The organism is Dictyobacter halimunensis (assembly GCF_036245075.1).
The window spans coordinates 4,125,151-4,146,177 of record NZ_BSRI01000002.1; the positions used below are offsets into that span (position 1 = coordinate 4,125,151).

The 21,027-nt window shown below is 55.7% G+C and carries 16 protein-coding genes and 1 riboswitch; of the genes, 11 read left to right on the forward strand and 5 right to left on the reverse strand.

Annotated elements, in window-relative coordinates:
• Nucleotides 1-177: 177 nt before the first annotated feature.
• Together AABA21_RS31035 and AABA21_RS31040 are read right to left on the reverse strand one after the other, a co-directional pair.
• Nucleotides 178-681, reverse strand: a complete 504-nt coding sequence (locus tag AABA21_RS31035; RefSeq protein ID WP_338256214.1) for an anti-sigma factor family protein — start codon at nt 679-681, stop codon at nt 178-180.
• Nucleotides 678-1,214: an RNA polymerase sigma factor gene (locus tag AABA21_RS31040; protein ID WP_126597319.1), complete on the reverse strand. Its 537-nt coding sequence runs from the start codon at nt 1,212-1,214 to the stop codon at nt 678-680. Before AABA21_RS31040 ends, AABA21_RS31035 begins: the two co-directional genes overlap by 4 nt.
• A 401-nt stretch (nt 1,215-1,615) precedes the next feature.
• On the opposite strand from AABA21_RS31040, the gene mtnA reads away from it, so the two are divergent.
• The 6 genes from mtnA to AABA21_RS31070 all read left to right on the forward strand — a co-directional run bounded on the left by mtnA (nt 1,616) and on the right by AABA21_RS31070 (nt 9,022).
• Nucleotides 1,616-2,725, forward strand: coding sequence for an S-methyl-5-thioribose-1-phosphate isomerase (mtnA, locus tag AABA21_RS31045; RefSeq protein WP_338256218.1), 1,110 nt, complete (start codon nt 1,616-1,618; stop codon nt 2,723-2,725).
• A 22-nt stretch (nt 2,726-2,747) separates the two neighbouring features.
• Nucleotides 2,748-3,380: an HD domain-containing protein gene (locus AABA21_RS31050; protein ID WP_338256220.1), complete on the forward strand. Its 633-nt coding sequence runs from the start codon at nt 2,748-2,750 to the stop codon at nt 3,378-3,380.
• A gap of 70 nt (nt 3,381-3,450) precedes the next feature.
• Entirely contained in the window at nt 3,451-4,398 is a 948-nt protein-coding gene (locus AABA21_RS31055) for a PfkB family carbohydrate kinase (RefSeq protein WP_338256222.1), read from the forward strand.
• 254 nt (nt 4,399-4,652) lie between these two features.
• The gene (ahcY, locus tag AABA21_RS31060; RefSeq protein WP_338256224.1) at nt 4,653-5,921 is read left to right on the forward strand and encodes an adenosylhomocysteinase; all 1,269 of its coding nucleotides are present in this window, start codon (nt 4,653-4,655) and stop codon (nt 5,919-5,921) included.
• 232 nt (nt 5,922-6,153) lie between these two features.
• A riboswitch (SAM riboswitch) is annotated at nt 6,154-6,271 on the forward strand.
• A gap of 170 nt (nt 6,272-6,441) precedes the next feature.
• Nucleotides 6,442-7,692 carry a methionine adenosyltransferase gene (gene metK / locus AABA21_RS31065; protein WP_420917236.1) on the forward strand — a complete coding sequence of 417 codons (1,251 nt, stop codon included), beginning with the start codon at nt 6,442-6,444 and terminating at the stop codon, nt 7,690-7,692.
• Nucleotides 7,693-7,873: 181 nt separating this feature from the next.
• Nucleotides 7,874-9,022 (forward strand): acyl-CoA dehydrogenase family protein, encoded by a 1,149-nt coding sequence (locus tag AABA21_RS31070; protein ID WP_338256227.1) that lies wholly within the window; start codon nt 7,874-7,876, stop codon nt 9,020-9,022.
• A 65-nt stretch (nt 9,023-9,087) separates the two neighbouring features.
• On the opposite strand, the gene AABA21_RS31075 is transcribed toward AABA21_RS31070, so the two are convergent.
• Entirely contained in the window at nt 9,088-11,028 is a 1,941-nt protein-coding gene (locus tag AABA21_RS31075; RefSeq protein WP_338256228.1) for an anti-sigma factor family protein, read from the reverse strand.
• On the reverse strand, nt 11,025-11,840 hold the full coding sequence (locus tag AABA21_RS31080; RefSeq protein WP_338256230.1) for an RNA polymerase sigma factor: 816 nt from the start codon (nt 11,838-11,840) through the stop codon (nt 11,025-11,027). Before AABA21_RS31080 ends, AABA21_RS31075 begins: the two co-directional genes overlap by 4 nt.
• 1,300 nt (nt 11,841-13,140) lie before the next feature.
• On the opposite strand from AABA21_RS31080, the gene holB reads away from it, so the two are divergent.
• The 5 genes from holB (at nt 13,141) to AABA21_RS31105 (ending at nt 19,595) form a co-directional block, all read left to right on the forward strand.
• Nucleotides 13,141-14,169 (forward strand): DNA polymerase III subunit delta', encoded by a 1,029-nt coding sequence (gene holB, locus AABA21_RS31085; protein ID WP_338256231.1) that lies wholly within the window; start codon nt 13,141-13,143, stop codon nt 14,167-14,169.
• A gap of 111 nt (nt 14,170-14,280) precedes the next feature.
• Nucleotides 14,281-15,078, forward strand: a complete 798-nt coding sequence (locus AABA21_RS31090; RefSeq protein ID WP_338256233.1) for an enoyl-CoA hydratase/isomerase family protein — start codon at nt 14,281-14,283, stop codon at nt 15,076-15,078.
• 6 nt (nt 15,079-15,084) lie between these two features.
• The gene (locus tag AABA21_RS31095) at nt 15,085-16,011 is read left to right on the forward strand and encodes a hypothetical protein (protein WP_338256234.1); all 927 of its coding nucleotides are present in this window, start codon (nt 15,085-15,087) and stop codon (nt 16,009-16,011) included.
• A gap of 567 nt (nt 16,012-16,578) precedes the next feature.
• On the forward strand, nt 16,579-17,904 hold the full coding sequence (gene alaS, locus AABA21_RS31100) for an alanine--tRNA ligase (protein WP_338256235.1): 1,326 nt from the start codon (nt 16,579-16,581) through the stop codon (nt 17,902-17,904).
• Between the two features lie 440 nt (nt 17,905-18,344).
• On the forward strand, nt 18,345-19,595 hold the full coding sequence (locus AABA21_RS31105; protein WP_338256237.1) for an MFS transporter: 1,251 nt from the start codon (nt 18,345-18,347) through the stop codon (nt 19,593-19,595).
• 192 nt (nt 19,596-19,787) lie between these two features.
• Here AABA21_RS31105 and AABA21_RS31110 read toward each other — a convergent pair whose 3' ends face one another.
• On the reverse strand, nt 19,788-20,972 hold the full coding sequence (locus AABA21_RS31110; protein ID WP_338256239.1) for a phosphoribosylaminoimidazolecarboxamide formyltransferase: 1,185 nt from the start codon (nt 20,970-20,972) through the stop codon (nt 19,788-19,790).
• Between the last annotated feature and the right edge of the window lie 55 nt (nt 20,973-21,027).

Here is a 21,027-nt window from a genome sequence, read left to right on the forward strand (position 1 = left end):
CCCAGCTTTGCTGCAAAGCGGCCCGTGCCCGGGCGCCCACGTTCCACCAACGATACCATCTCCCCTCTCAAAGAGGCGTCAGCATGTTATGTTGAATGTATTGGGGCTTGCCCCAGCTTTGCCGCGCAGCGGCCCCGCTCCCTCATGGTCCCTCGGTGCCGGCTTTTCAAGCGGTTCTTATGGGTGCCTGGGCCAGTTGTAACGAAGGAGAAGCAGGCGAATGCCGTTGGTTAGCAGGATAAGGAGTAGAATGATGGCGATCTGCAGACCGAGGAGGTTGCGCCTGGGATAGTGGTTGAACAGCGGTTGGAAGGAGAAGGGAGAGGAGGAGTCTGAGGATGTACGCGTGCTATTATCTACGTTCAGCCGTTTTGGGAAAGCGTTTCTGGTTGGCTGGGAGAGTGGGGTATATTGTATCCAGCTATTGTATGAGTCCGGGGCCTGTTGTTTGCCTTCACTTGTGAACGGGCCTGCCGTGGCCAGTATCTTGTCGCGCAGATCAGGCGTAGGAGTGACCCGTGGCAGCTGGGCCAGCAAAGCATCGAAGCGGCGATAGTCGGCCAGGACGCTGGCACATTGGGGGCAAGACGAAAGATGGGCATCTACGTACTGGCGCTCATTCGCTGTGAGCTGATCGTCAAGGTAGGCACTGAGCAAATCCCTGACCTGCTCACAGTTCATTTCGTGCCTCCTCCTTGTTCCAGGGACCGATAGTGCTCTCGAAACGACTGACGTGCGCGCGAGAGATACATTTTGACGCCGCTCTCAGCAATGTTCAGGGTGTGGGCAATCTCGCTATAGGAGAACCCCTCCTGAGTATATAATAACAGGGCCGCCCTATACTGCTGGGGCATGCGGCGTAGTGCCGCACGTACCATTTCAGTGGTGCCATAGATCTCTTGCGGATCCGCGCTCTCCACATCAGCTGGCTCGTGGTCGAGATCTTGCCAGGGTAACCAGGCAATCAGTTTGCGACGACGCAACGCATCATATGCCGTATTGGTGGCAATACGGTAGAGCCAGGCCGACAACTTCAAGTTCGCATCCATCTTTGGCAGGGCACGAAAAGCCTTCAGGAAGGTATCCTGTGTCAGGTCATCGGCCTGTTCACGATCCCCTACCAGGTGATAGACGTAGTTGTAAATAGGTGTCTTGTATTCGTCGTAAATTTGTTCAAAGGACCAGGAGTTCTCCCTGGTTTCCACCCGGACCATGCGCTACAATCCCTTCGATAGCTACTGTGTTCCCTTGTCCGTTCCATGCAAGAGGATGAGTAGCTGTCTCCAGGCCATGTAGTACGGTAGGCCGACACTGCGCGCAAGCGTGTATAGCTATGGCGCGTGTGGAAACGCTTTTCCCTTCTGTCTAGTGGAACGGACAACTAACGCTATCAGTAACATGATAAAGTAGTCATGCATACTTGCTGTTGAGTGTTGTATCGTTTATCATGGTAGCATACTCTGGTGGATTTACCGCAATCATTCACTTATGGGTTAGTACTATTGGGTGCATAAAACGCAGTTTGCGTTACCCCTTCGTTACATATCGGGGGATTATGCCCAAAACGTCTTGCCATCCTTTTGCCTGGTGAGACCAGGAGGAGGCCTTAATTCCCATGGACGACAGTTTCTTTCATTCACAGGTGCGGACCGTGTGGTGGGAGGAGGAGGCAGATGGGCGCGCGCAGATTGCCCTGCTGGATCAATCGCTGCTGCCACAGCAGGTGGTCATCATGCATCTTCAGCATGAGCAGCAGGTAGCCGATGCGATCGCCAGTTTAAAGGTGAGGGGTGCCCCGGCTATTGGTGTGACGGCCGCCTTTGGTGTTGCTCTGGCCGCTGCCAGGCTCCTGGCTGAGCGCCAGGCTGGTCAGCGCGAGCTTACCCAGTCCGAGCTCAGCGAGCACGTGTACGAGGTCGGTCAGCTCCTATGCCGTACGCGACCCACGGCCGTAAACCTCTTCTGGGCTACTGAGCGTATGCAACGCTGTATGCAGCGTGCCGCCCGAAGATCCATGCCGGTTCAGCAGCTTGTAGACCTCTTGCAAGAAGAGGCGCAGGCCATCGCCGCTGAAGATGTGCAGGCGTGCTGGCAGATGGGTATGTATGGAGCTGAATTGATTGCTGATGGTGATACACTATTGACGCATTGTAATGCCGGTGCCCTGGCCGCGACAGGCATCGGGACCGCGCTGGCCCCGATATACGTGGCGGCCCGCAGCGGGAAGAACCTGCATGTCCTGGTTGACGAAACGCGACCTGTTCTTCAGGGCGCGCGCTTAACGGCCTGGGAGTTACAGCAGGAGGGTATTCCGCTGACGCTGATCACCGATAACATGGCGGGCCACTTTATGCGTCAGGGGAACATTCGCTCTATTTTCGTGGGGGCCGATCGCATCGCCGCCAATGGTGACGTGGCCAACAAGATTGGCACGTATAGCCTGGCGGTGCTGGCGCACGCCCACCAGATTCCGCTGTATGTGGTGGCTCCTTGCTCCACCATCGATCTCTCGCTTCCCTCGGGAGATCAGATTCCCATAGAGCAACGCAAGCCCGAGGAAGTAACGACATTGTATGGGACCCCGATCGCTCCCGCTGGTGTCGCGGTGGCCAACCCTGCATTTGATGTCACGCCCCATCCCTATATTTCTGCTATTATTACAGAAAAAGGGATCGTGCGACCTCCGTATCGCGAAAACTTGAGGGAGCTGGATACGGAGCTCTAGCTTTTGGGAAGGTAAGTTTAAGATGGATACAGATGTCGTGCAAGTTGCAGCCCAATACGCGGAAGAGGTTATGGGCGGCGAAGGCTTTCGCTATGTGAGCGCTGTGGTCGCTAATTGTAAACTGCTGGCTTTTGAATTGGAGTCGCAGGAAGAGCAGGCCTTTGCCATAGACACTGATGCACTGATTATTGCTGGCTATCTTCATGATATTTCAACGGTGACCCATGGTTTCCAGGATCACCAGGTGAAATCGTCCGAGATGGCGGTCGAGTTTCTGCGCCAGCATGAGGCACCGGACGCACTGGTGCAGCATGTCGAGCAGGCTATCTTGACCCATACTACGGCGGTTGCACCTGATCAGCGCGCTGAAGAGGTGACCGAGGGCAATATCCTCTACGACGCGGATAAGCTGGGCCGCTTGAGCGGACTGGCTGTGATTACCTCGCTCATCGAGTTTGGGGCTCGCTATCCCAATCGCGCGGTTACCGGTGAGGTGCTGGCCGCCATCTTGCGCCACGTCGAGGAGCGTTTTATTGAGCTGTACCAATCTTTGCATACCGCTCCAGCTCGCGACATGGCTCGCACCAAATTTAACAATACCCTGTCTTTTCTGGATGGAGTCATTGAGCATTTGAGCGACGCCACCCCGATTTAAGGCAAAAAAATGAAACTTTTTGAGTGCCAACCCTCTCTTATTTACGAGACAATTTTTATGGAGGCGAAACTTGCCTATTCTAGTTGTGGGCTCAGTGGCCCTGGATACAGTAGAAACACCCTTTAACAGGATGGATGGCGTCCTGGGTGGAGCCGCATCATATTTCACGACCGCCGCATCTATTTATGATCAGGTCAACCTGGTGGGGATTGTAGGGAGTGACTTTCCGCGTGAACACCTCGACTTCTGGCGTAATCGCTCGGTTAATCTCGATGGCCTCCAGATTCAGGAGGGGCAGACCTTCCACTGGCATGGGCGCTATCACATGGATATGAATACGCGCGATACCCTCGATACCCAGCTGGGCGTCTTTGGCGATTTCCATCCCGTGGTGCCCGAGTCTTACACACAGAGTCCGCTGGTCTTCCTGGCCAATATTCAGCCGGAACTGCAACTGGAGGTGCTGCAGCAGATGCCACACGCCCAGCTCACCGTGCTGGATACCATGGAGCTGTGGATCAATACCGCGCGCGATCAGTTAACCGAGGTGATCAAGCAGGTTGATGTGCTCTTGATGAGCGAGGAAGAGGTCAGGCAATACACCAACCAGTCCAGCATTCTGGCGGCGGTCCGGCACTTCTTTACCCTGGGCCTCAAATACGTGGTGGTGAAGCTCGGTAGCTATGGCGCCCTGCTCTTTGGCGCCGATGGCACCTATTTTAGCGCGCCTTCATATCCCCTCGAAGAAGTGGCTGATCCTACGGGCGCCGGCGACTCCTTCGCGGGTGGTTTCCTGGGCTACCTTTCAACCGTTCAGGCAGATGCCTCCGGAAGCTTCGCTATCGATGATATCAAGCGCGCGGTCGTGCACGGAAATATCATCGGCTCTTTTGCCTGCGCCGATTTCGGCATCGGTGGTTTAACAGGTTTAACCATGGATGATATCGTGAAGCGCTACGGCGAACTGGTGCGCTACTCACATTTCGATCCGAACTGGACTCCCCAGGGAGCTCATTAGCGCTTCCAATGCGGGAGGTGCAGGAGGGCGGCTAGCCCTCCTGCCGGGGTGTGGGGTGTCCCCACACCCCGGCAGGGAGAAACCTGCACCCCCGGTTTTGGGAACTTTTTCAAAAGTTCGGGATGACTCATAGGCTTTTTGTAAGCTATAGTTGCGCATGGAGAAATGTTGTAGAATAATCGGGAACGTTCCCCGGAATGTTTCCCACTGCTTGTACAATCGTACGTCAGTACAGAAGGAATTTGATAGATACAATGACAACTTCAACACGTGGAGATGTAAAAGATCTCTCCCTGGCCCCTCGCGGTAAAGACCGTATCGAGTGGGCTGCGAAAGATATGCCTGTCCTGCGCCTCATCCGTGAGCGCTTCGCTAAGGAGCAGCCACTCAAAGGCGTGCGTATGTCGGGCTGTTTGCATATTACAACCGAGACCGCCAACCTGGCCATTACCCTGAAGGCCGGCGGCGCCGACCTGGTGCTGTGCGCCTCCAATCCTCTTTCGACGCAGGATGATGTGGCCGCCGCGCTGGTGAGCGAGTATGGTATCCCAACCTATGCCATCAAAGGCGAGGATGAGAAGACCTACTACAGCCACATCAACTCGGTGCTCGACCACAATCCTCAGATGACGATGGATGATGGTTGTGACCTGGTTTCAACCCTGCATACCACTCGCACAGACCTGATCCCCAACATCATCGGTGGCATGGAAGAGACCACCACCGGCGTGATCCGCCTGCACAGCATGGAGAAGCAGGGTGTCCTGCGCTTCCCGGTTCTGGCGGTTAATGACTCTGACACCAAGCATTTATTTGATAATCGCTATGGAACAGGTCAGAGCACGCTGGACGCGATTATTCGCTCGACCAATGTCCTGCTGGCTGGTCGCACCATCGTGGTCTTCGGCTATGGCTGGTGTGGTCGTGGTGTGGCCTCCCGTGCCCATGGCCACGGCGCCAACGTGATCGTCTGCGAAGTCGATCCTACCCGTGCCCTGGAGGCCGTCATGGATGGCTATCGCGTCATGCCCGGTGTAGAGGCTGCCGCCCTGGGTGATGTCTTCATTACCGTGACCGGCGACATCAACGTGATCGACCAGGCTCACATGGAGAAGATGAAAGACGGCGCCCTGATCGCCAACTCTGGCCATTTCAATGACGAGATTAACATTCCGGCTCTGGAGAAGTTGGCCACTGGCAAGCGTCGCGTGCGCGACTTTGTCGATGAGTACACCTATGCCGATGGTCGCCATGTGCACTTGCTGGCCGAGGGCCGCCTGGTCAACCTGTCCGCCGCCGAAGGCCATCCCGCCAGCGTGATGGATATGAGCTTCGCCAACCAGGCCCTGGGTTCAGAGTTCATGCTCAACCATGCCAAAGAGTTGAAGCCCCAGGTCTACACCCTGCCACAGGATCTCGATAAAGAGATCGCGCGCCTCAAACTGCATGCCATGGGCATCAAGTTTGATACGCTCACCGAAGAGCAGGAGAAGTACCTCAACTCATGGGAGTCCGGCACCTAAGCCATCTTTCATGTGGTTCCGGATAGCAGGCTGGCGGCATAGTATCGCGCCAGCCGCTATCCTTCGCTTCTCCTTCTCATCATGCATCAATGTACTTGATCCATGCATGCTGATAGCGCTTGCATAGATTTGACAGCTAGCATATCTGTAGCGTACAATTATAAGCAATGTTAAGCGCATAGGTGGTGTTAAACCCCTGCTACATGGACAAATAAATACATGAGTGTAATCACTCTCATCAAGAGAGGTGGAGGGAAACGGCCCGATGAAGCCCGGCAACCCGCCTGTTTTCACTAATAAACAGGAAGGGTGCCAATTCCGGCGGTCTATGCTATGCCGCAAGATGAGGGGAATGTGCAATAGCCACACCCCTGAGAAAAAGGGGTTTTTTTATGCCTGAGCCCCACATATACTTCTCACTTCACCTTCAGCATAGAATAAAAGTAATTAATATGGCCATACATATGCATGTGTCACCAATTTTTTTCGAGAAAGGAATGGCCCATTCATGACAAGTTTCATGCATGATCCTAAAACATTTTTTACCAGCGAGTCGGTGACTGAAGGTCATCCAGATAAACTCTGTGATCAAATTTCGGACGCGATTCTGGATGCGATTCTGGCGCAGGACCCTATGGCTCGTGTGGCCTGTGAGACGGCTACAACGACAGGCCTGGTTCTGGTTGCAGGTGAAATTTCAACGTCAGCCTGGGTCGATATGTCGGCGGTCGTGCGCCAGACTATCGAGCAGGTCGGCTATATCAATGCCGATTATGGTTTCGACTATCGCACCTGTGGTGTTACTACCTCTATTGGCAAGCAGTCGCCCGATATCGATATGGGCGTCAGCCATTCCCTGGAGAGCAAAGGCGACAAGGTCGTGCGGTTGACCGACGACGAGCTAGAGCGCATCGGCGCTGGCGACCAGGGTATGATGATCGGCTTTGCCTGTAACGAGACCCCCGAATTGATGCCGATGCCGATCAGCCTGGCCCACAAATTGACGCGCCAGCTCTCGCAGGTACGCCGCAAATCCTGGAGCGGCCAGGGCCCGATGACATATTTACGTCCCGATGGTAAGGCACAGGTTACGGTACAGTATGAGCATGGCGCACCAACCCGCGTCGATACGATCGTGATCTCTACCCAGCACGCCGACTATGTGGATCGCGAGCAGATCCGCCAGGATGTGATCGAGTATATTATTAAGCCCGTTATCCCCGCGCATCTGCTGGATAAAGACACCAAGTTCTATGTCAATCCTACCGGTCGCTTTGTTACCGGCGGTCCCATGGGCGATGCCGGCCTGACTGGCCGTAAGATTATTGTCGATACCTATGGCGGCATGGCTCGCCATGGTGGTGGCGCCTTCAGTGGTAAAGACGCGACCAAGGTTGACCGTTCGGCTGCCTACGCGGCTCGCCATATCGCGAAGAACATCGTGGCCGCCGGACTGGCGGATCGCATTGAGCTGCAGATCGCTTATGCCATCGGCGTGGCGCGTCCGCTCTCGCTGTTCGTTGAGACCTTCGGCACCGGCAAGGTTTCGGATGAAGAGATCATTCGCCTGATCAATGAGCACTTTGATCTGCGCCCGGCGGGCATTATCCAGGCACTGGACCTGCGCCGCCCCATCTACCAGCCGACCGCTGCCTTCGGTCACTTCGGCCGCACCGACATCGATCTGCCCTGGGAGGCTCTGGATAAAGTCCCCATGCTGCGCAAAGGCGTCGGCGCCAGCGCCGAAACCAGCGAAGCAGTCTCTCAGTAATCTTCAATAGTTGAGATAAAAAAATGGTGATGGGGGGTGTACGCCTCCTATCACCATTTTTTTATCTCAACTATATTTTCCCTCTCGCTATTTCTGGTCTGCATCTACTATAATGTGTGATGTACAGATTACCTGTACCTATCACAACTTATATGCATAGTGCAGAAAGGATCACCTCGAGATGGACTTTTCACTCAATGAAGAGCAGATGGCCATTCGTCAGACATGCAGGGAATTCGCTGAACAAGAAATCAAGCCCATTGCTGAAGAAATAGATGCCACTGGTTCGTTCCCCTACGCGCTGATTCGCCAGATGGGCGAGCTTGGTCTGCTAGGATTGCCTTTCCCCGAAGAATATGGCGGGGCCGGAGCGGATTTTCTTTCGTATTGTCTGGCTATTGAGGAGATTTCACGCGGAGACGTTTCCATCGGGATTACCATGGAGGCCCATACATCCCTGGGCGCGACACCGTTTTTTCTCTTTGGCTCACAACAACAGAAAGAGCAGTACCTGACTCCGCTGGCCCGTGGCGAGCGATTGTGGGCGTTTGGCTTGACCGAGCCTGAGGCCGGCTCCGATTCCGGTGGCACACAGACGCGCGCCGTGCTGCAGGATGGCTGCTGGCATATTAACGGCTCCAAGACCTTCATCACCAATGCGGGTACCGATATGACCGGCGGTGTTACGATCACCGCCGTGACTGGCCATACCCCAAAGGGGCGTCCAGAGATCACCAATCTTATCGTGCCAAAGGAGACACCCGGTTACATCATTGGCAAACCATACAAGAAGATGGGTTGGAAAGCTTCGGATACACGTCCGCTGGCCTTTGAGGATTGCCAGGTGCCGGAGGGGAACATCCTGGGACATCCTGGAGACGGTTTTAAGCAGTTTCTGCGCATCCTGGATGGTGGGCGAGTAGCCATTGCTGCCCTCTCGGTTGGACTGGCCCAGGCGTGTCTTGATGAGGCTCTGAGCTACGCCAGACAGCGCAGGCAGTTTGGCCAGTCGATCAGCAAGTTCCAGGCCATCCAGTTCAAGCTGGCCGATATGGATATGGAGATAGAACTGGCGCGCCTGATGTATTATAAGGCCGCCTGGCTGCATATGCAGGGAAAGCCCTATACCCGTGAGGCTTCGATGGCCAAACTGTTCGCCTCCGAAACCGCCAAGCGCGCCGCCGACCAGGCGGTCCAGATCCATGGGGGCTATGGTTACATGGACGAGTACCCGGTCTCGCGCTACTGGCGCAGCGTCAAGATCAACGAGATTGGAGAGGGCACCAGCGAGGTGCAGCGCATGCTGATCGCTAAACAGCTCGGCTGCTAAGTCTGGACTACATCAACCAAAGGAGCCCGGAACTGACATCAGTTCCGGGCTCCTTTGGTTGATGATTACTTCGGCCATTTCAGCGTTGTGAACGTTATGTTCGACTCCGTTGTCGGATCGCTGTTGTTGGGATCGGGTGCCACGTATTTGGTCCAGATCACGGTCGTGCCGCTTACCGATATCAGCGCGGTACTGTTTCGATCAATGGTATTGATCCCATTGACCATTACCCTGGCCCTGGTATCGTACATCTTGAAGTCTTTGGTAATGCTGTTTTGCCAGATCAAGAATGATCCGCCGCTCTGCAATCCCGTTAGTACCTCGCTGTCACTGATATTGGTTGTGACCGGGGTGGCTCCGTCGGGCGTGAAGGCTAGCAGCTTGCCGGGCGTCTCCATATCGATCTGCGGCGTAATCACAGTTGGATCGATCTCGCCTGGATTGGCCAGCAGATTGGAGAGATTCTGCTGGGTCGGTGTGGCGGTCGCCTGCGCTGTCGCGCTGACGGTCGGCGTCACTGTGCTCGTCACTGTTGGCGTTACTCCCGCCGTGGATGTCGCCGCGGCGGTGGCGTTGGCCGTTACGTTCTCATTTGTCGTTAAGAAGAAGAGTGTGCCAGTGACAATCTGCGGACGAAACGAAGTGCCGTCATCGCGGTAAAGATAGGTCTGGGTCTCGGGATGATCAATCCAGCGTCCCGTCTTAGATGGGGCCGCCTGCACCGTCTGCTGGGTCCAGATATTGCTGTTGAGTTTGTGATCTGGTGTCTGCCATTCGTCGGACCAGTAGATACTACGGCCATCGCTGGACGCGGTGGGCGAGTTCAGCACATGCTGATCCTGCGCTCTGGCCATCTCGGTCGACTTATCCAGCGCGTTCTGCGAGAACTGATAGTTGAGCAGGTGCGATGTACCCTTGCTATCGATCAGAGCCACCAGCGCGTGGTCCGTATAGAAGCTGATCCCTTGAATGGGTGTGTTTACCCAGTCGGCAACGGCCGAGCTATTAAACGTATCTGTACGCAGGGTCAATGGTTTAGCGAAGTCTGCCGTGCCGTCTTGCGGGGTCTGCTGATTCTGGGTAGTGGCATCCTGGCCGATATAAAGCGCCTTCAGACTCCAGGAGCCCGCCAATTTCCCCGACTGGTTGTCCGACTGTGCGGTCGCCGTGTGCGACTGTTTGCCAGCAGGATGTTTGGGCGCCTCCATCTGCAACCACAGCAGCCAGTTATCGTTGCTGCCCAGGATGAGCAGCGGTTGCGTGGTCGAGGTCGCCAGCAATGGAGAGCTTTGATGGGTGGCGTTGGAATCGCCCGTTGTGTTGAGCTTCTCCAGCATCCAGTTCGAGCCATCCTCATTATAGGCCGAGTAGTAAATAGCATTGCCGCTGGCCACGCTGCTGGCAACATGAGGGTAGCTGCTCTGGGTAGATATGGGGTTTGTATCGGCTTGGGCGATCTCTGAATGCGAGATACTGACCTGGTTGGATGGGATTACCCCTGGCTGCCCCTGATTTGCCAGCATGAGCAGCGATACCAGGCCTCCGAGCATCACAACCACCAGGAATGAGGCTGCCAGGCCAATAATGGCGATATGCTGGGTTGAGCGCGACCGGCGTGGTCGCGTGACCGGCAGCACTGGTAGTGGACCTGTGGTGGCGGTCGAAAACGCGGCCAGTGAATCAGCATGTGCTGGCTGTTTGGCGAGATCCTTAAGATAGGGTGCCAGAAATACTGGTGTCGGTGTTGATGAAGCTGAAGCTGGCGTGCGCTGTAAGAAGCGCACATGTTCAGCCGCCAACGCCTGCATCAGCTTCTGATGGGCATCGGGATCTGGCTCGATCGCTGGCATGGAACGGATGCGCTCTCCAACTAGCTGGTATTGAGCGTATGCGTCTTTGCATTCTGCACAATGCGCCAGGTGATCTTCTAATTCAGCCGTCTCCGTCGGATTTTGTTTTTGTTCACGATATATGGCGAGCATTGCCCGCGCCTGACGACAGTTCAATCTTCACCGACCTCTTTTTGATACAATCCAATAAAACGTTCTCTTGCCCGCATTAAACGCATCTTCACTGCGGAAGGACTGATACTTAGTACTTCGGCAATTTCCGCGCAAGATAAACCGTCATTTTCATAAAGCCAGAGGCACACTGAATATTTTTGTGGCAGTTGTTGAAAAATGCGCTCAACAATCTCTCGATCTGCTACCCGACTCTCAAAGCGTCCGCCATCGTATCCATTACGTTCATACATCGAGTTGACTGAACTGGAACGCGCCTCGACAGGATGCTCCTCATTGTTATTAAAACCATCTCCCGAAGTCCCGCCGGAATCTGATACCATACCCGCCCCGATCCCTCGATCCTCATTAAACAATGAGAGTGGTAGCCAGGAAATCAAGCGTCGTCGCCGCAGGGAATCTGTTGTCGTGTTGGCCGCTATCCGATACAGCCATGCCGATAATGCCCCCGGCTGGACGACCGTTCCTCCTAAAAGTGCTTTGTAGGCTTTTACGAATACATCTTGAGCAAGATCATACGCCTGTTCTCTATTGCCTATCAGATGATAAATGAAGTTGGTAATGGGCACCTGAAACCGGGTAAAGATAGCCTCGAAATCAGCGACATTTACCTGCTCGGGAGGTGCTTCCTGTTCTTCTGGTTGAGATTGTGCCTCGGAAGCGTCAAGCGCTTCGAGGTCAGCCTCCTCCACACCATCTTCATTCTCTGGCATAGGAATAGTCGAATGGCTTTGCTGTTCATCATTGGATGAACCCAATTTGCTATTCGCATTGTAGAAACGTATAGAGGTATCCATCGGTTACATCGGCCTTATATAATGCAGATTTTTACATACTTCTAAGGGAGCGTACAGGTATTTTGTTAGCATACCAGAGCATAACGACGTATGCTATGAGCTAATAGACATTTCCTATTATTCCAGGAAAGAAGTACACGGCTCCCCAAAAGGATACAATTTCTCGCCATTGGGTACATGATCGCCCCCGCACGGGCGTCCGCTGCGCGGCCGCACTGGTTTTTTGTGTTGTGGGATGGGGGCGCAAATGCGCCCCCATCCCACAACACAAACTGACTCCTGGTCATCGCCAGCGGCCTGCCTGAAGTCGTGCACCTACGGTGCTCACGAATTCGCTGTGATGTGGTGCATCGGGCGCGCATCTGCGCCCCCATCCCACAACTAGCTCCTAATCATCGCCGTCCACCTGCCTGAGATTGCGCCCCTACGGTGCTCACGAGTCCTTTGTGATGTGATGCATCAGGTGCGCATCTGTGCCTCTATCCCACAACACAAACTGCTTCCTGGTCATCGTCTGCGGCCTGCCTGAGATTGCGCCCCTACGGTGCTCACAGATCCGTTGTGATGTGATGCATCAAGGGCGCATCCGCGCCCCTATACCCAAACCGGCTCTTGATCATCGCCGGCGCCTGTCTGAGATTGAGCATCTACGGTGCCCACAAGTCCGTGGTGCATCGGGTGCGCATCCGCGCACCCGATGCACCACATCACAAAATTAATGCGGCCGCGCAGCGGACGCGCAAGTGGGAGCGCTCACATGCCCCCAGGTGACGGGAGTAAGACCCATTCTGAGAGGTCGTTGGTTCCAATTGTTTAACAGCAAGCTTCTAATGAAAGCCTATAGTAAAGAGTTGACCTGCACTCTTGCGGTATTGAAATGTGCTGTCTGCAAGATTTTCAAAGCTCGCTAAAACGAGCACTATAGGAGACAGTATATCATATTTCCCCTGAGATTGATGCGGCTTCTGCATCTTTTGTTGGATATGTGGCAGACTGAAAGAATACTAAGCATTTTCTCAGTTTCTGGCTGCTGTTTTTGGTGCGTGCCTGACTCTCATGATTATCGCCTACAGCCTGCCTGAGATTTTACACCTGCGATGCTCACGAGTCATTTGTATGGTGGCGCGGCAGGGGCGCATCTGTGCCCCTGCCGCGCCACCATACAAAACCAACGTGGCCGCGCAGCGGACGCCCGTGCGGGGGCGCTTACATGCCCCATGTGCCTTACTCTCGTCACATGGGGGCATGTAAGCGGAAATTATCACTTGCTATTGAGCTCTAATTTTGCTACTATGAGGGCATGGGAAGCCTTCAGACACAGACACCTGGCTGGAATATTATCGGCCATGAACATGCAGTGGATCGCCTGCGCCGAACGCTGGACGCGCAGCAGGTGCGCCATGCCTATTTATTTGCTGGTCCCGCCCACATCGGGAAGAGCCTGCTGGCCCTGCGCTTCGCGCAGGCGCTTTTGTGTACCGGCGGCCCCGATCCCACTGTCTCTCCTTCGGTGCCGTGTAACACCTGTCTCTCCTGCCGAAAAGTACTACATGGCAATCACCCGGATGTCCATGTCATCAGTAGGGCCGCTGACAAGCAGGCCATTCTGATTGAACAGGTGCGCGCCCTGCAGTCGGATGCCTCGCGTCGTACCCTGGAGGGTCGGCGTAACGTCTTCATCATCGAGAATGCGCAGGATATGAATATCCAGGCGGCCAACTGTATTTTAAAGACGCTTGAGGAGCCAGAGAAGGATGTAGTCTTGCTACTCACCGTTCCAGATCCAGGACTACTCTTGCCCACGATTATCTCACGCGTCCAGCAGGTGACGATGCAGCTTCTGACCTTACAGCAGATCAAGCAGGCTCTGCAGCAGCACTGGGAGGTAGATGAAGAGGACGCGACCCTGGTCGCCGCGCTGGCCGCTGGCCGCCTGGGCTGGGCCATAGAGGCCGTTGAGGATGAGGAGCTGCTGGATGAGCGCAAGGCCCAGCTAGAAGCGCTGACGAAGCTGCCGACCGTGTCGAAGGTGCAGCGCTTTGACTTCGTGCAGCGCCTGGGAACCGACTCTGAGAAGCTGCGTCACGTGCTTGAGTTGTGGTTGCTGTGGTGGCGTGATATGGTATTGGCAGCAAATGGTTGCCTTGACCTTACCGTGAACGTGGATATGCGCGATCTCTTGAAGGCGCAGTCGGTGAAGGTCGGGACAATCGAGGCCGAGCGTATGGTCCGCGCCATCCTGCAGACTCAGGAGTCTCTGGACCAGAATGTGAATGCGCGGGTGGCCCTCGAAGTGCTGATGCTGGACACGCCAATGATCAAAGCGTAAGTTCAGCCTCGTCTTTCTGCGTATCTATGCCCCGGCTGGCTTTTGGTCTTTCGATTTTCCTTAATTTGTTTGATCGCACACTTCATCGCCATTCATGGAAGAGGTTATGCTATGCGCAGCGATTTTCAACATGTGCTGGTTCGACGCGAGTCCGGCGTGCTGACGATTGTCATGAATCGTCCCCAGGTCCTCAATGCCATCAATGATCTAATGGTGCAGGAGCTGATTGAGATTGTAGAAGAGACCGCGCGGGATGAAGAGATCCGGTGCGTGGTGCTGACCGGCGCGGGACGCGCCTTTGGAGCTGGTCAGGACCTCTCTGTATTTGCCTCCACCCCAGCTGATGAGTATGGTTCGGCGGTTCGCGAACATCTACAGGCCTATCATCATTTGATCATGGGTATACAGCAGCTCCCGCAACCTGTGATCGCCGCCATCCACGGTGTCGCCACCGGTGTCTCCCTCAATATCGCCCTGGCCTGCGACCTGCGGATCGCGGCTGGCGATGCCCGCATCTCGGAGGCGTTCGCCCGGATCGGCCTGGTGCCCGATGGTGGTGGTGCCTATTTCCTGACCCGCTTACTGGGTTCGGCGAAGGCGTTAGAGCTATCGCTGCTGGCCGAAGAGATCAGCGGCGTCGAGGCTGAGCGCATCGGACTGGTCAATGAGTGCGTGCCGCTGCCCGAACTGGAGGAGGCTGTTACCGCAATGGCCCGGCGCCTGGCCGCTGGTCCGACGCGCACCTATGGTCTGATCAAGCAGCTCTTCCAATCCTCGCAGGATCAAGACCTGGCGACCGTGCTACAATTAGAGGGTGAATTTCAATCCAGGGCAGTGAAGACTGCCGATCATCGTGAGGGCGTTCAGGCTTTTCGGCAGAAACGACCTCCCAGATATAGCGGGAAATAGCAAATCGTGCGTATCGATACACTTACTTCTTATAATAGCCAGATGCAGGGCAGAGAGCGGCGCGAATGGTTCCGTCAGCATGCCCCGCAACACCTCAAAAATTGTGCCACTTTTGTTTCGAAGGGCCTGATGCTGCGGGATGGGAGCACCTCTCGCAGTAGCCTGGTGTTGGGCGCGGGCGCCTGTACCGAGGTGCCGCTCTCAGATATCGGCCGCTCCTCCGAGGAGGTGGTGCTGGCCGATCTGGATCTGAACTCCATGCAGCGTGGCCGCGATGAATTGTTGGCCGCCTCGCTGCGCAAGCGGGTCCGCTTTGTGCAGTGTGACCTCACCGGTGGCGTCAGCAGCAACCTGACACGTCTGCTGCGCCGCGAGGATTGGAAGGCCCTGGCCGCCCAGGGCAGCCAGGCTTTCTTCGATGCCGCCGCTAGCTGCCTCGAACAGTGTCCCGTCCCCGATCCACCCGAGATCTATACCCTGCGCCCGGGTGACTTTGGCCTCGTTGTCAGCTCGATCGTGCTCACACAGCTGTTCAGCTATCCATTACTGGATATTCTTGACCGCGCCCAGCAGGCCGCCCCTGATCTGCTGCTGGACCAGGAGCGCCATCGCCGCTATCAGGACGCGGCCCAGTCCTTCAGGGTTCGCATCATTAACGCGCATCTCCATCATATACGCGCGCTGCTCGACCTGGGTGGTGTGGCCGTCCTGTTGACCGACATTCGTGGCTTCGCCTTCGACGTCTACGGCACCGACCACGACGCCACCCACCGCCGCACCATCCCCCTGGTCCCACGCGTCCTGCCCGACCTGATCCGCGACGTCTTCGATGTCACCGAAGAATCCCAATGGGAATGGCTCACCGACCTGCCCGACAAAGAGCGCCCCGGCCGTGGCTACGAGATCGCCGGCTACATCCTCCAACCTAAATAACGCAAAAGGACAAATAAGCTCATTTTTGTATCCTTGACACATTTTTGCAGGTCAGGTATACTGCTTGTACAATACAATAACAGTCGTTACGAGGGACGAAGACATGGTGCGCTGAGCGCCAGCGAGTCGGAGGCGGTGAGAGTCCGGCACTTCAGTCAGCACGTGGAATGCCCCCCTCTGATCCTCTTATAGCGGGATCGCGACGCGGGACGAACACAACCGCAGGTTGTAAGTAATTCTGGCCGGAGGCCCTCCGTTATCCAGGGGCAGGACATCGAATACATTTTTCTTGAACATGCTATTCATGCTTTGTGTGGGTGAGTGTGTGATGCATTCCGTGTCTGATGAGAGGGAAAGCACATATCCAACGTGGCTTCCAATACAGGTGGTACCACGGGTTTTGATACAAGAACTATCAGCCCGCCCTGAGTTAAATACAACTCGGGGCGGGCTTTTTGTTTGTCTCTCTTTTCTGACGCCCTATGTGTCGTTGTAATGGTCGGCTCACCATGTGCGTGAGCCCTGCCGTAGACGTTTCTATCGTTGGTAAAGCAAGGAGTAAACAAAATGATGATGCACAGCAATGAGATTCGCCGCACCTTTCTAGACTACTTTCAGCAGAAACAGCATACATGCCTGTCTAGCAGTCCGCTTGTCTTGTCATCAGATAAAAGCCTGCTATTCGTGAACTCGGGGATGGTGCCCTTTAAAAATGTGTTTCTGGGATTGGAGCAGTCACCGTATGCGCGCGTGTGTAGTAGCCAGAAGTGCCTGCGCGTCTCGGGCAAGCACAATGATCTGGAAGAGGTAGGGCGTTCACCACGCCACCATACCTTTTTTGAGATGTTGGGGAACTTCTCGTTTGGCGATTACTTTAAACAGGATGCGATCCACTACGCGTGGGAACTGTTGACGCAGGTGTTTCATCTCCCGATTGAACGCCTCTGGATCTCTGTTTATCAGGACGACGAGGAGGCGGCGCGCATCTGGGAGGATGTAGGCGTGCGGCGTGAGCGTATCCTGCCGTTTGGCGATAAGGATAACTTCTGGTCGATGGGTGAGACTGGCCCCTGCGGTCCCAGCTCAGAGATTCACTATTATCTCGGCTCAGATCCGAGCATGCAACATCCAGAGGGCGTCAACTCTGATGATGATGATTATATGGAACTCTGGAACCTGGTCTTCATGCAATACAATCGCGATGAGCAGGGAAGATTGACGCCGCTTTCAGCGTTCTCTGTCGATACCGGCATGGGCCTGGAACGCCTGGCGACGGTGCTCCAGGGCGTTAAGAACGACTACGAGACTGATCTGTTCATACCCATCTTGGGACGCCTGCTGGAGCTTAATCACCGCGATGACGCGCATTATCAGCAACATCGCCACGCGTACAATGCGATCGCGGATCACAGCCGGGCGCTGGCATTCTTGATCGCGGAACATATCATTCCTGGTAATGGCGGTCGCGACTATGTCTTGCGACTCCTGATCCGGCGCGCGGCGTATCTGGGACGCACCCTGGGCCTGGAGCAGCCGTTTCTAGCGCCGGTTGCGCAGGTCTGTGTCGACATTCTTGGTGAACAGTACCCTGAGCTGCGCCAGGTACGTACTGATATCGATGGTATTCTCACCACGGAAGAAAAGCGCTTTCAACGTACTTTGAGCCGTGGCCTGCGCTACCTGGACGAGTCTTGCCAGCGTCTAACCCAATCTGGTCTGCGCACGCTGCCCGGTCCCGAAGCGTTCAAGCTGTATGATACCTTTGGTTTCCCATTTGACCTGACCCAGAAAATCCTGACTGAACGCGGCCTGGATGTCAGCGTACAGGACTACGAAGAGGAACGCATCAAGCAACAGCAACGCTCACGCCAGCACGCCCTCTTCAAAGCATAATACATCTCTGATTTCGCCTCCCTCCCAACCGTAGGTGGGGAATCGGCCGCGAGGCCAAATTCAAGGTGGGGAGGTGCAGGAGGGGCGTTCAGCCCCTCCTGCCGGGGGCGTGGGGGTGTCCCCCACAAATTCCTCCTCCCCCTCTCCCCGCCGTAGGCGGGGGATACAAAAGGGCATGTTACCCCCGGTAAAAAAGGAAAAGGCCACACTGGCGCTTTTCTTTTTGCTCACGAAAAGCCATAATAATGATATGATCTGGTTTCAAGCCGAATCAATATGTAAGCTAAAGAAGAAACACCGCAAAAAGACGCACTGCGATAAGCTTGATTTTGCGCTTTTATGCGGGTAATATAGAAGAAAGATTGTACATGGATGCGGATTTATTACTGTATTGTTCTATATCTTGCCTGATATGTTAAAAATTGTGATGGAAGGTTACTATGATTTCACGTTATGAGCAGGTAGATAGGCGGCGGGTGATTATCGCACGGGTAGCGGTTATCGCGCTTTTCTTTAGTAATGGAACGATCATCGCGAGCTGGGCGGCGCGTATTCCGGCCGTCCAGGCAAAACTGCAGTTGCCACCTGGACAATTTGGCCTTGCCTTGCTCGGAGCCGCCGTGGGTGCCCTGATAGCCATGAATGTCGCCGGTCGCATCTCGATCCGCTTTGGTAGTGCTTTGATTACGACTTTGTCGGCTATTGGCCTGTTTATTACCCTACCGTTGCTGGCGGCGGCCCCCAGTCTGATCGCGTTGAGCGCGGGCCTGGTCTTTCTGGGCGGCTTTAATGGCGCCATGGATGTGACCATGAATCTGCAAGGAGCTGCGGTTGAGCAGCAGTATGGAAAGCCAATCTTTAATTCTTTTCACGCCTTCTACAGCGTGGGTGCCCTGGCAGGAGCTTTTGTCGGCAGTATTTTCGCGTCCTACAACATCGATCCCCTGATCCATTTTAGCGCGGTTGCTCTGCTCGCCGCGATCACGGTGCTGGCTGCCTCTCGCTTCCTGCTATCTTCATCTCCTGTGGCGAAGCCGGTTGAAGAGGGGACAGCGGGCAAGAAGAAAGCTCCATTGTTTGTGCGACCATCGCGTACCCTGCTGGCTCTGGGTACCATTGCTTTCTGTGCTTTGATCAGTGAAGGGGCTATCTCGGACTGGAGCGCCCTCTATCTCAACGGTACGGTCCATTCAGGTGCCGGCCTGGCGGCCGCTGGCTTTGCTGTCTTCTCGCTATGCATGGCCATCGGCCGTGGTGTGGGCGACATCTTCGCCGCCCGCTTTGGGCCGGCCGTACTCGTCTGCCTGGGTGGCATGATGGCGGCGGTCGGGTTGGGGGTGGGCCTGCTCTTCCCCTGGACCTGGATCGTGGTTGTAGGCCTGGGCCTGGTGGGCCTGGGACTAGCGGTCCTGTTCCCGCTGGTCTTGAGTGCCGCCAGCCGCAGCTCCAGTGGACCCGCGGAGACCTCGCTGGCGACCGTCTCCACCTGCGGCTATGTAGGATTCCTGGTGGGGCCGCCCGTGATTGGTTTCCTGGCTAATAGCTTTAGCCTGCGCATCGGCCTGTGCTTTGTGGTATTCCTCTGCCTGATCACCTTCTTATTGGGCAGGGCAGTCGGGAACGGCCCCGCCAGCAAAGAAACCGTAGTGGGTGCCGAAGAAGCCGTCCCCTCATATCCCGAAAAAGTGTAATGCAACGTTAATCGGGGCCGCGATCATCATCGTCGTTGTCGTCGTCGTAGGTTCGGCCCTTGCGGCCGATTTTCTCTCCCCGCACGGCAACGCCCACATCGTGGGTTCGGCCCTTGCGGCCGATTTTCTCTCCCCGCACACCCATGTCCACCAAATGCGAGAGGGAGAAATCGGCCGCAAGGGCCGAACCTATTAATGGTGGAAGAGGCGCACGCCGGTGAAGGCCATGACCATGCCATAGTCGTCGCAGGCCTCGATGACAAGGTCGTCGCGCAGAGAGCCGCCGGGCTGGGCCACGTACTTCACGCCATACATGGCGCCGCAATCGATACTATCGCGGAAGGGGAAGAACGCGTCTGATCCCAGGGCCACGCCGCTGAGGGTCTTGAGCCACTCCTGCTTCTCTTCCGGCGTCAGACGCTGTGGGACCTTCTCGAAGTTCTCTTTCCACTGTTCGAGCTCGATCGGCGTCACGTCGTCGCGCAGGTAGAGATCGATGGCGTTGACGCGGTCCTGGCGTTTGGTCCCCGCCTTCCAGCGCAGTTCGGCGATGCGTGGATGCAGGCGCAGATACCAGATGGCGGCCTTCGAGCCGGCCAGGCGCGTACACTGGATGCGCGACTGCTGCCCGGCTCCGATGCCGATGCACTGTCCATCGACCGCGAAGCAGACCGAGTTCGATTGCGTATATTTGAGCGCGATCAGTGAGATCAGCAGATCTCGTTGGGCTTCCCCGGTCAGCTCCTTGTTTTTGGTGGGGATGTCTTTGAACCACTCTGGACTGGCGAGGGTGGTATTGCGCTTCTGCTCGAAAGTAACGCCGAAGACCTCGCGCTGCTCAAACTCGGCCGGCTCATAGTTGGGATCCATCTGTAGCACGATATAGCGGCCCTTCTGCTTTTTGCGCAGAATCTCCAGGGCCTCTGGCTCATAGCCGGGGGCGATCACACCATCGGAGACCTCGCGGTTGAGCAGGCGTGCGGTCGGAACATCCACTACGTCGCTGAGGGCGGCCCAGTCGCCGAATGACGACAGGCGATCGGCTCCGCGCGCGCGAGCATAGGCACTGGCCAGCGGCGACAACTCCAGGTCATCCACATCGTAGGCTTTTTTCAGCTGGTCGCTCAGAGGCAGGCCGACCGCTGCTCCGGCGGGACTGACATGCTTGAAGGAGGCCGCGGCCGGCAGCTGCAGCACCGTCTTCAACTCCTTGACCAGCTGCCAGGAGTTCAACGCGTCCAGCAGGTTGATATAGCCCGGTGCGCCATTAAGGACGGTAAAGGGCAGATCACCGCTCTTCATAAAGACGCGTGCCGGCTTCTGATGCGGATTACAACCATATCGTAAACTCAGTTCGTTCTGTATGTTCTCTGTCATGATGGCTCTGCTTTTCCTCTGCATGGTCGGCTATCGCTTACCATGCCATAGTAGC

What these genes read in the sequence shown, in the direction of transcription:
- AABA21_RS31035 (WP_338256214.1), bottom strand. Translation starts at nt 681, where the DNA reads ATGAACTGTGAGCAGGTCAGGGATTTGCTCAGTGCCTACCTTGACGAT.
- AABA21_RS31040 (WP_126597319.1), bottom strand. Translation starts at nt 1,214, where the DNA reads ATGGTCCGGGTGGAAACCAGGGAGAACTCCTGGTCCTTTGAACAAATT.
- mtnA (WP_338256218.1), top strand. Translation starts at nt 1,616, where the DNA reads ATGGACGACAGTTTCTTTCATTCACAGGTGCGGACCGTGTGGTGGGAG.
- AABA21_RS31050 (WP_338256220.1), top strand. Translation starts at nt 2,748, where the DNA reads ATGGATACAGATGTCGTGCAAGTTGCAGCCCAATACGCGGAAGAGGTT.
- ahcY (WP_338256224.1), top strand. Translation starts at nt 4,653, where the DNA reads ATGACAACTTCAACACGTGGAGATGTAAAAGATCTCTCCCTGGCCCCT.
- metK (WP_420917236.1), top strand. Translation starts at nt 6,442, where the DNA reads ATGCATGATCCTAAAACATTTTTTACCAGCGAGTCGGTGACTGAAGGT.
- AABA21_RS31070 (WP_338256227.1), top strand. Translation starts at nt 7,874, where the DNA reads ATGGACTTTTCACTCAATGAAGAGCAGATGGCCATTCGTCAGACATGC.
- AABA21_RS31080 (WP_338256230.1), bottom strand. Translation starts at nt 11,840, where the DNA reads ATGGATACCTCTATACGTTTCTACAATGCGAATAGCAAATTGGGTTCA.
- holB (WP_338256231.1), top strand. Translation starts at nt 13,141, where the DNA reads ATGGGAAGCCTTCAGACACAGACACCTGGCTGGAATATTATCGGCCAT.
- AABA21_RS31090 (WP_338256233.1), top strand. Translation starts at nt 14,281, where the DNA reads ATGCGCAGCGATTTTCAACATGTGCTGGTTCGACGCGAGTCCGGCGTG.
- alaS (WP_338256235.1), top strand. Translation starts at nt 16,579, where the DNA reads ATGATGATGCACAGCAATGAGATTCGCCGCACCTTTCTAGACTACTTT.
- AABA21_RS31105 (WP_338256237.1), top strand. Translation starts at nt 18,345, where the DNA reads ATGATTTCACGTTATGAGCAGGTAGATAGGCGGCGGGTGATTATCGCA.
- AABA21_RS31110 (WP_338256239.1), bottom strand. Translation starts at nt 20,972, where the DNA reads ATGACAGAGAACATACAGAACGAACTGAGTTTACGATATGGTTGTAAT.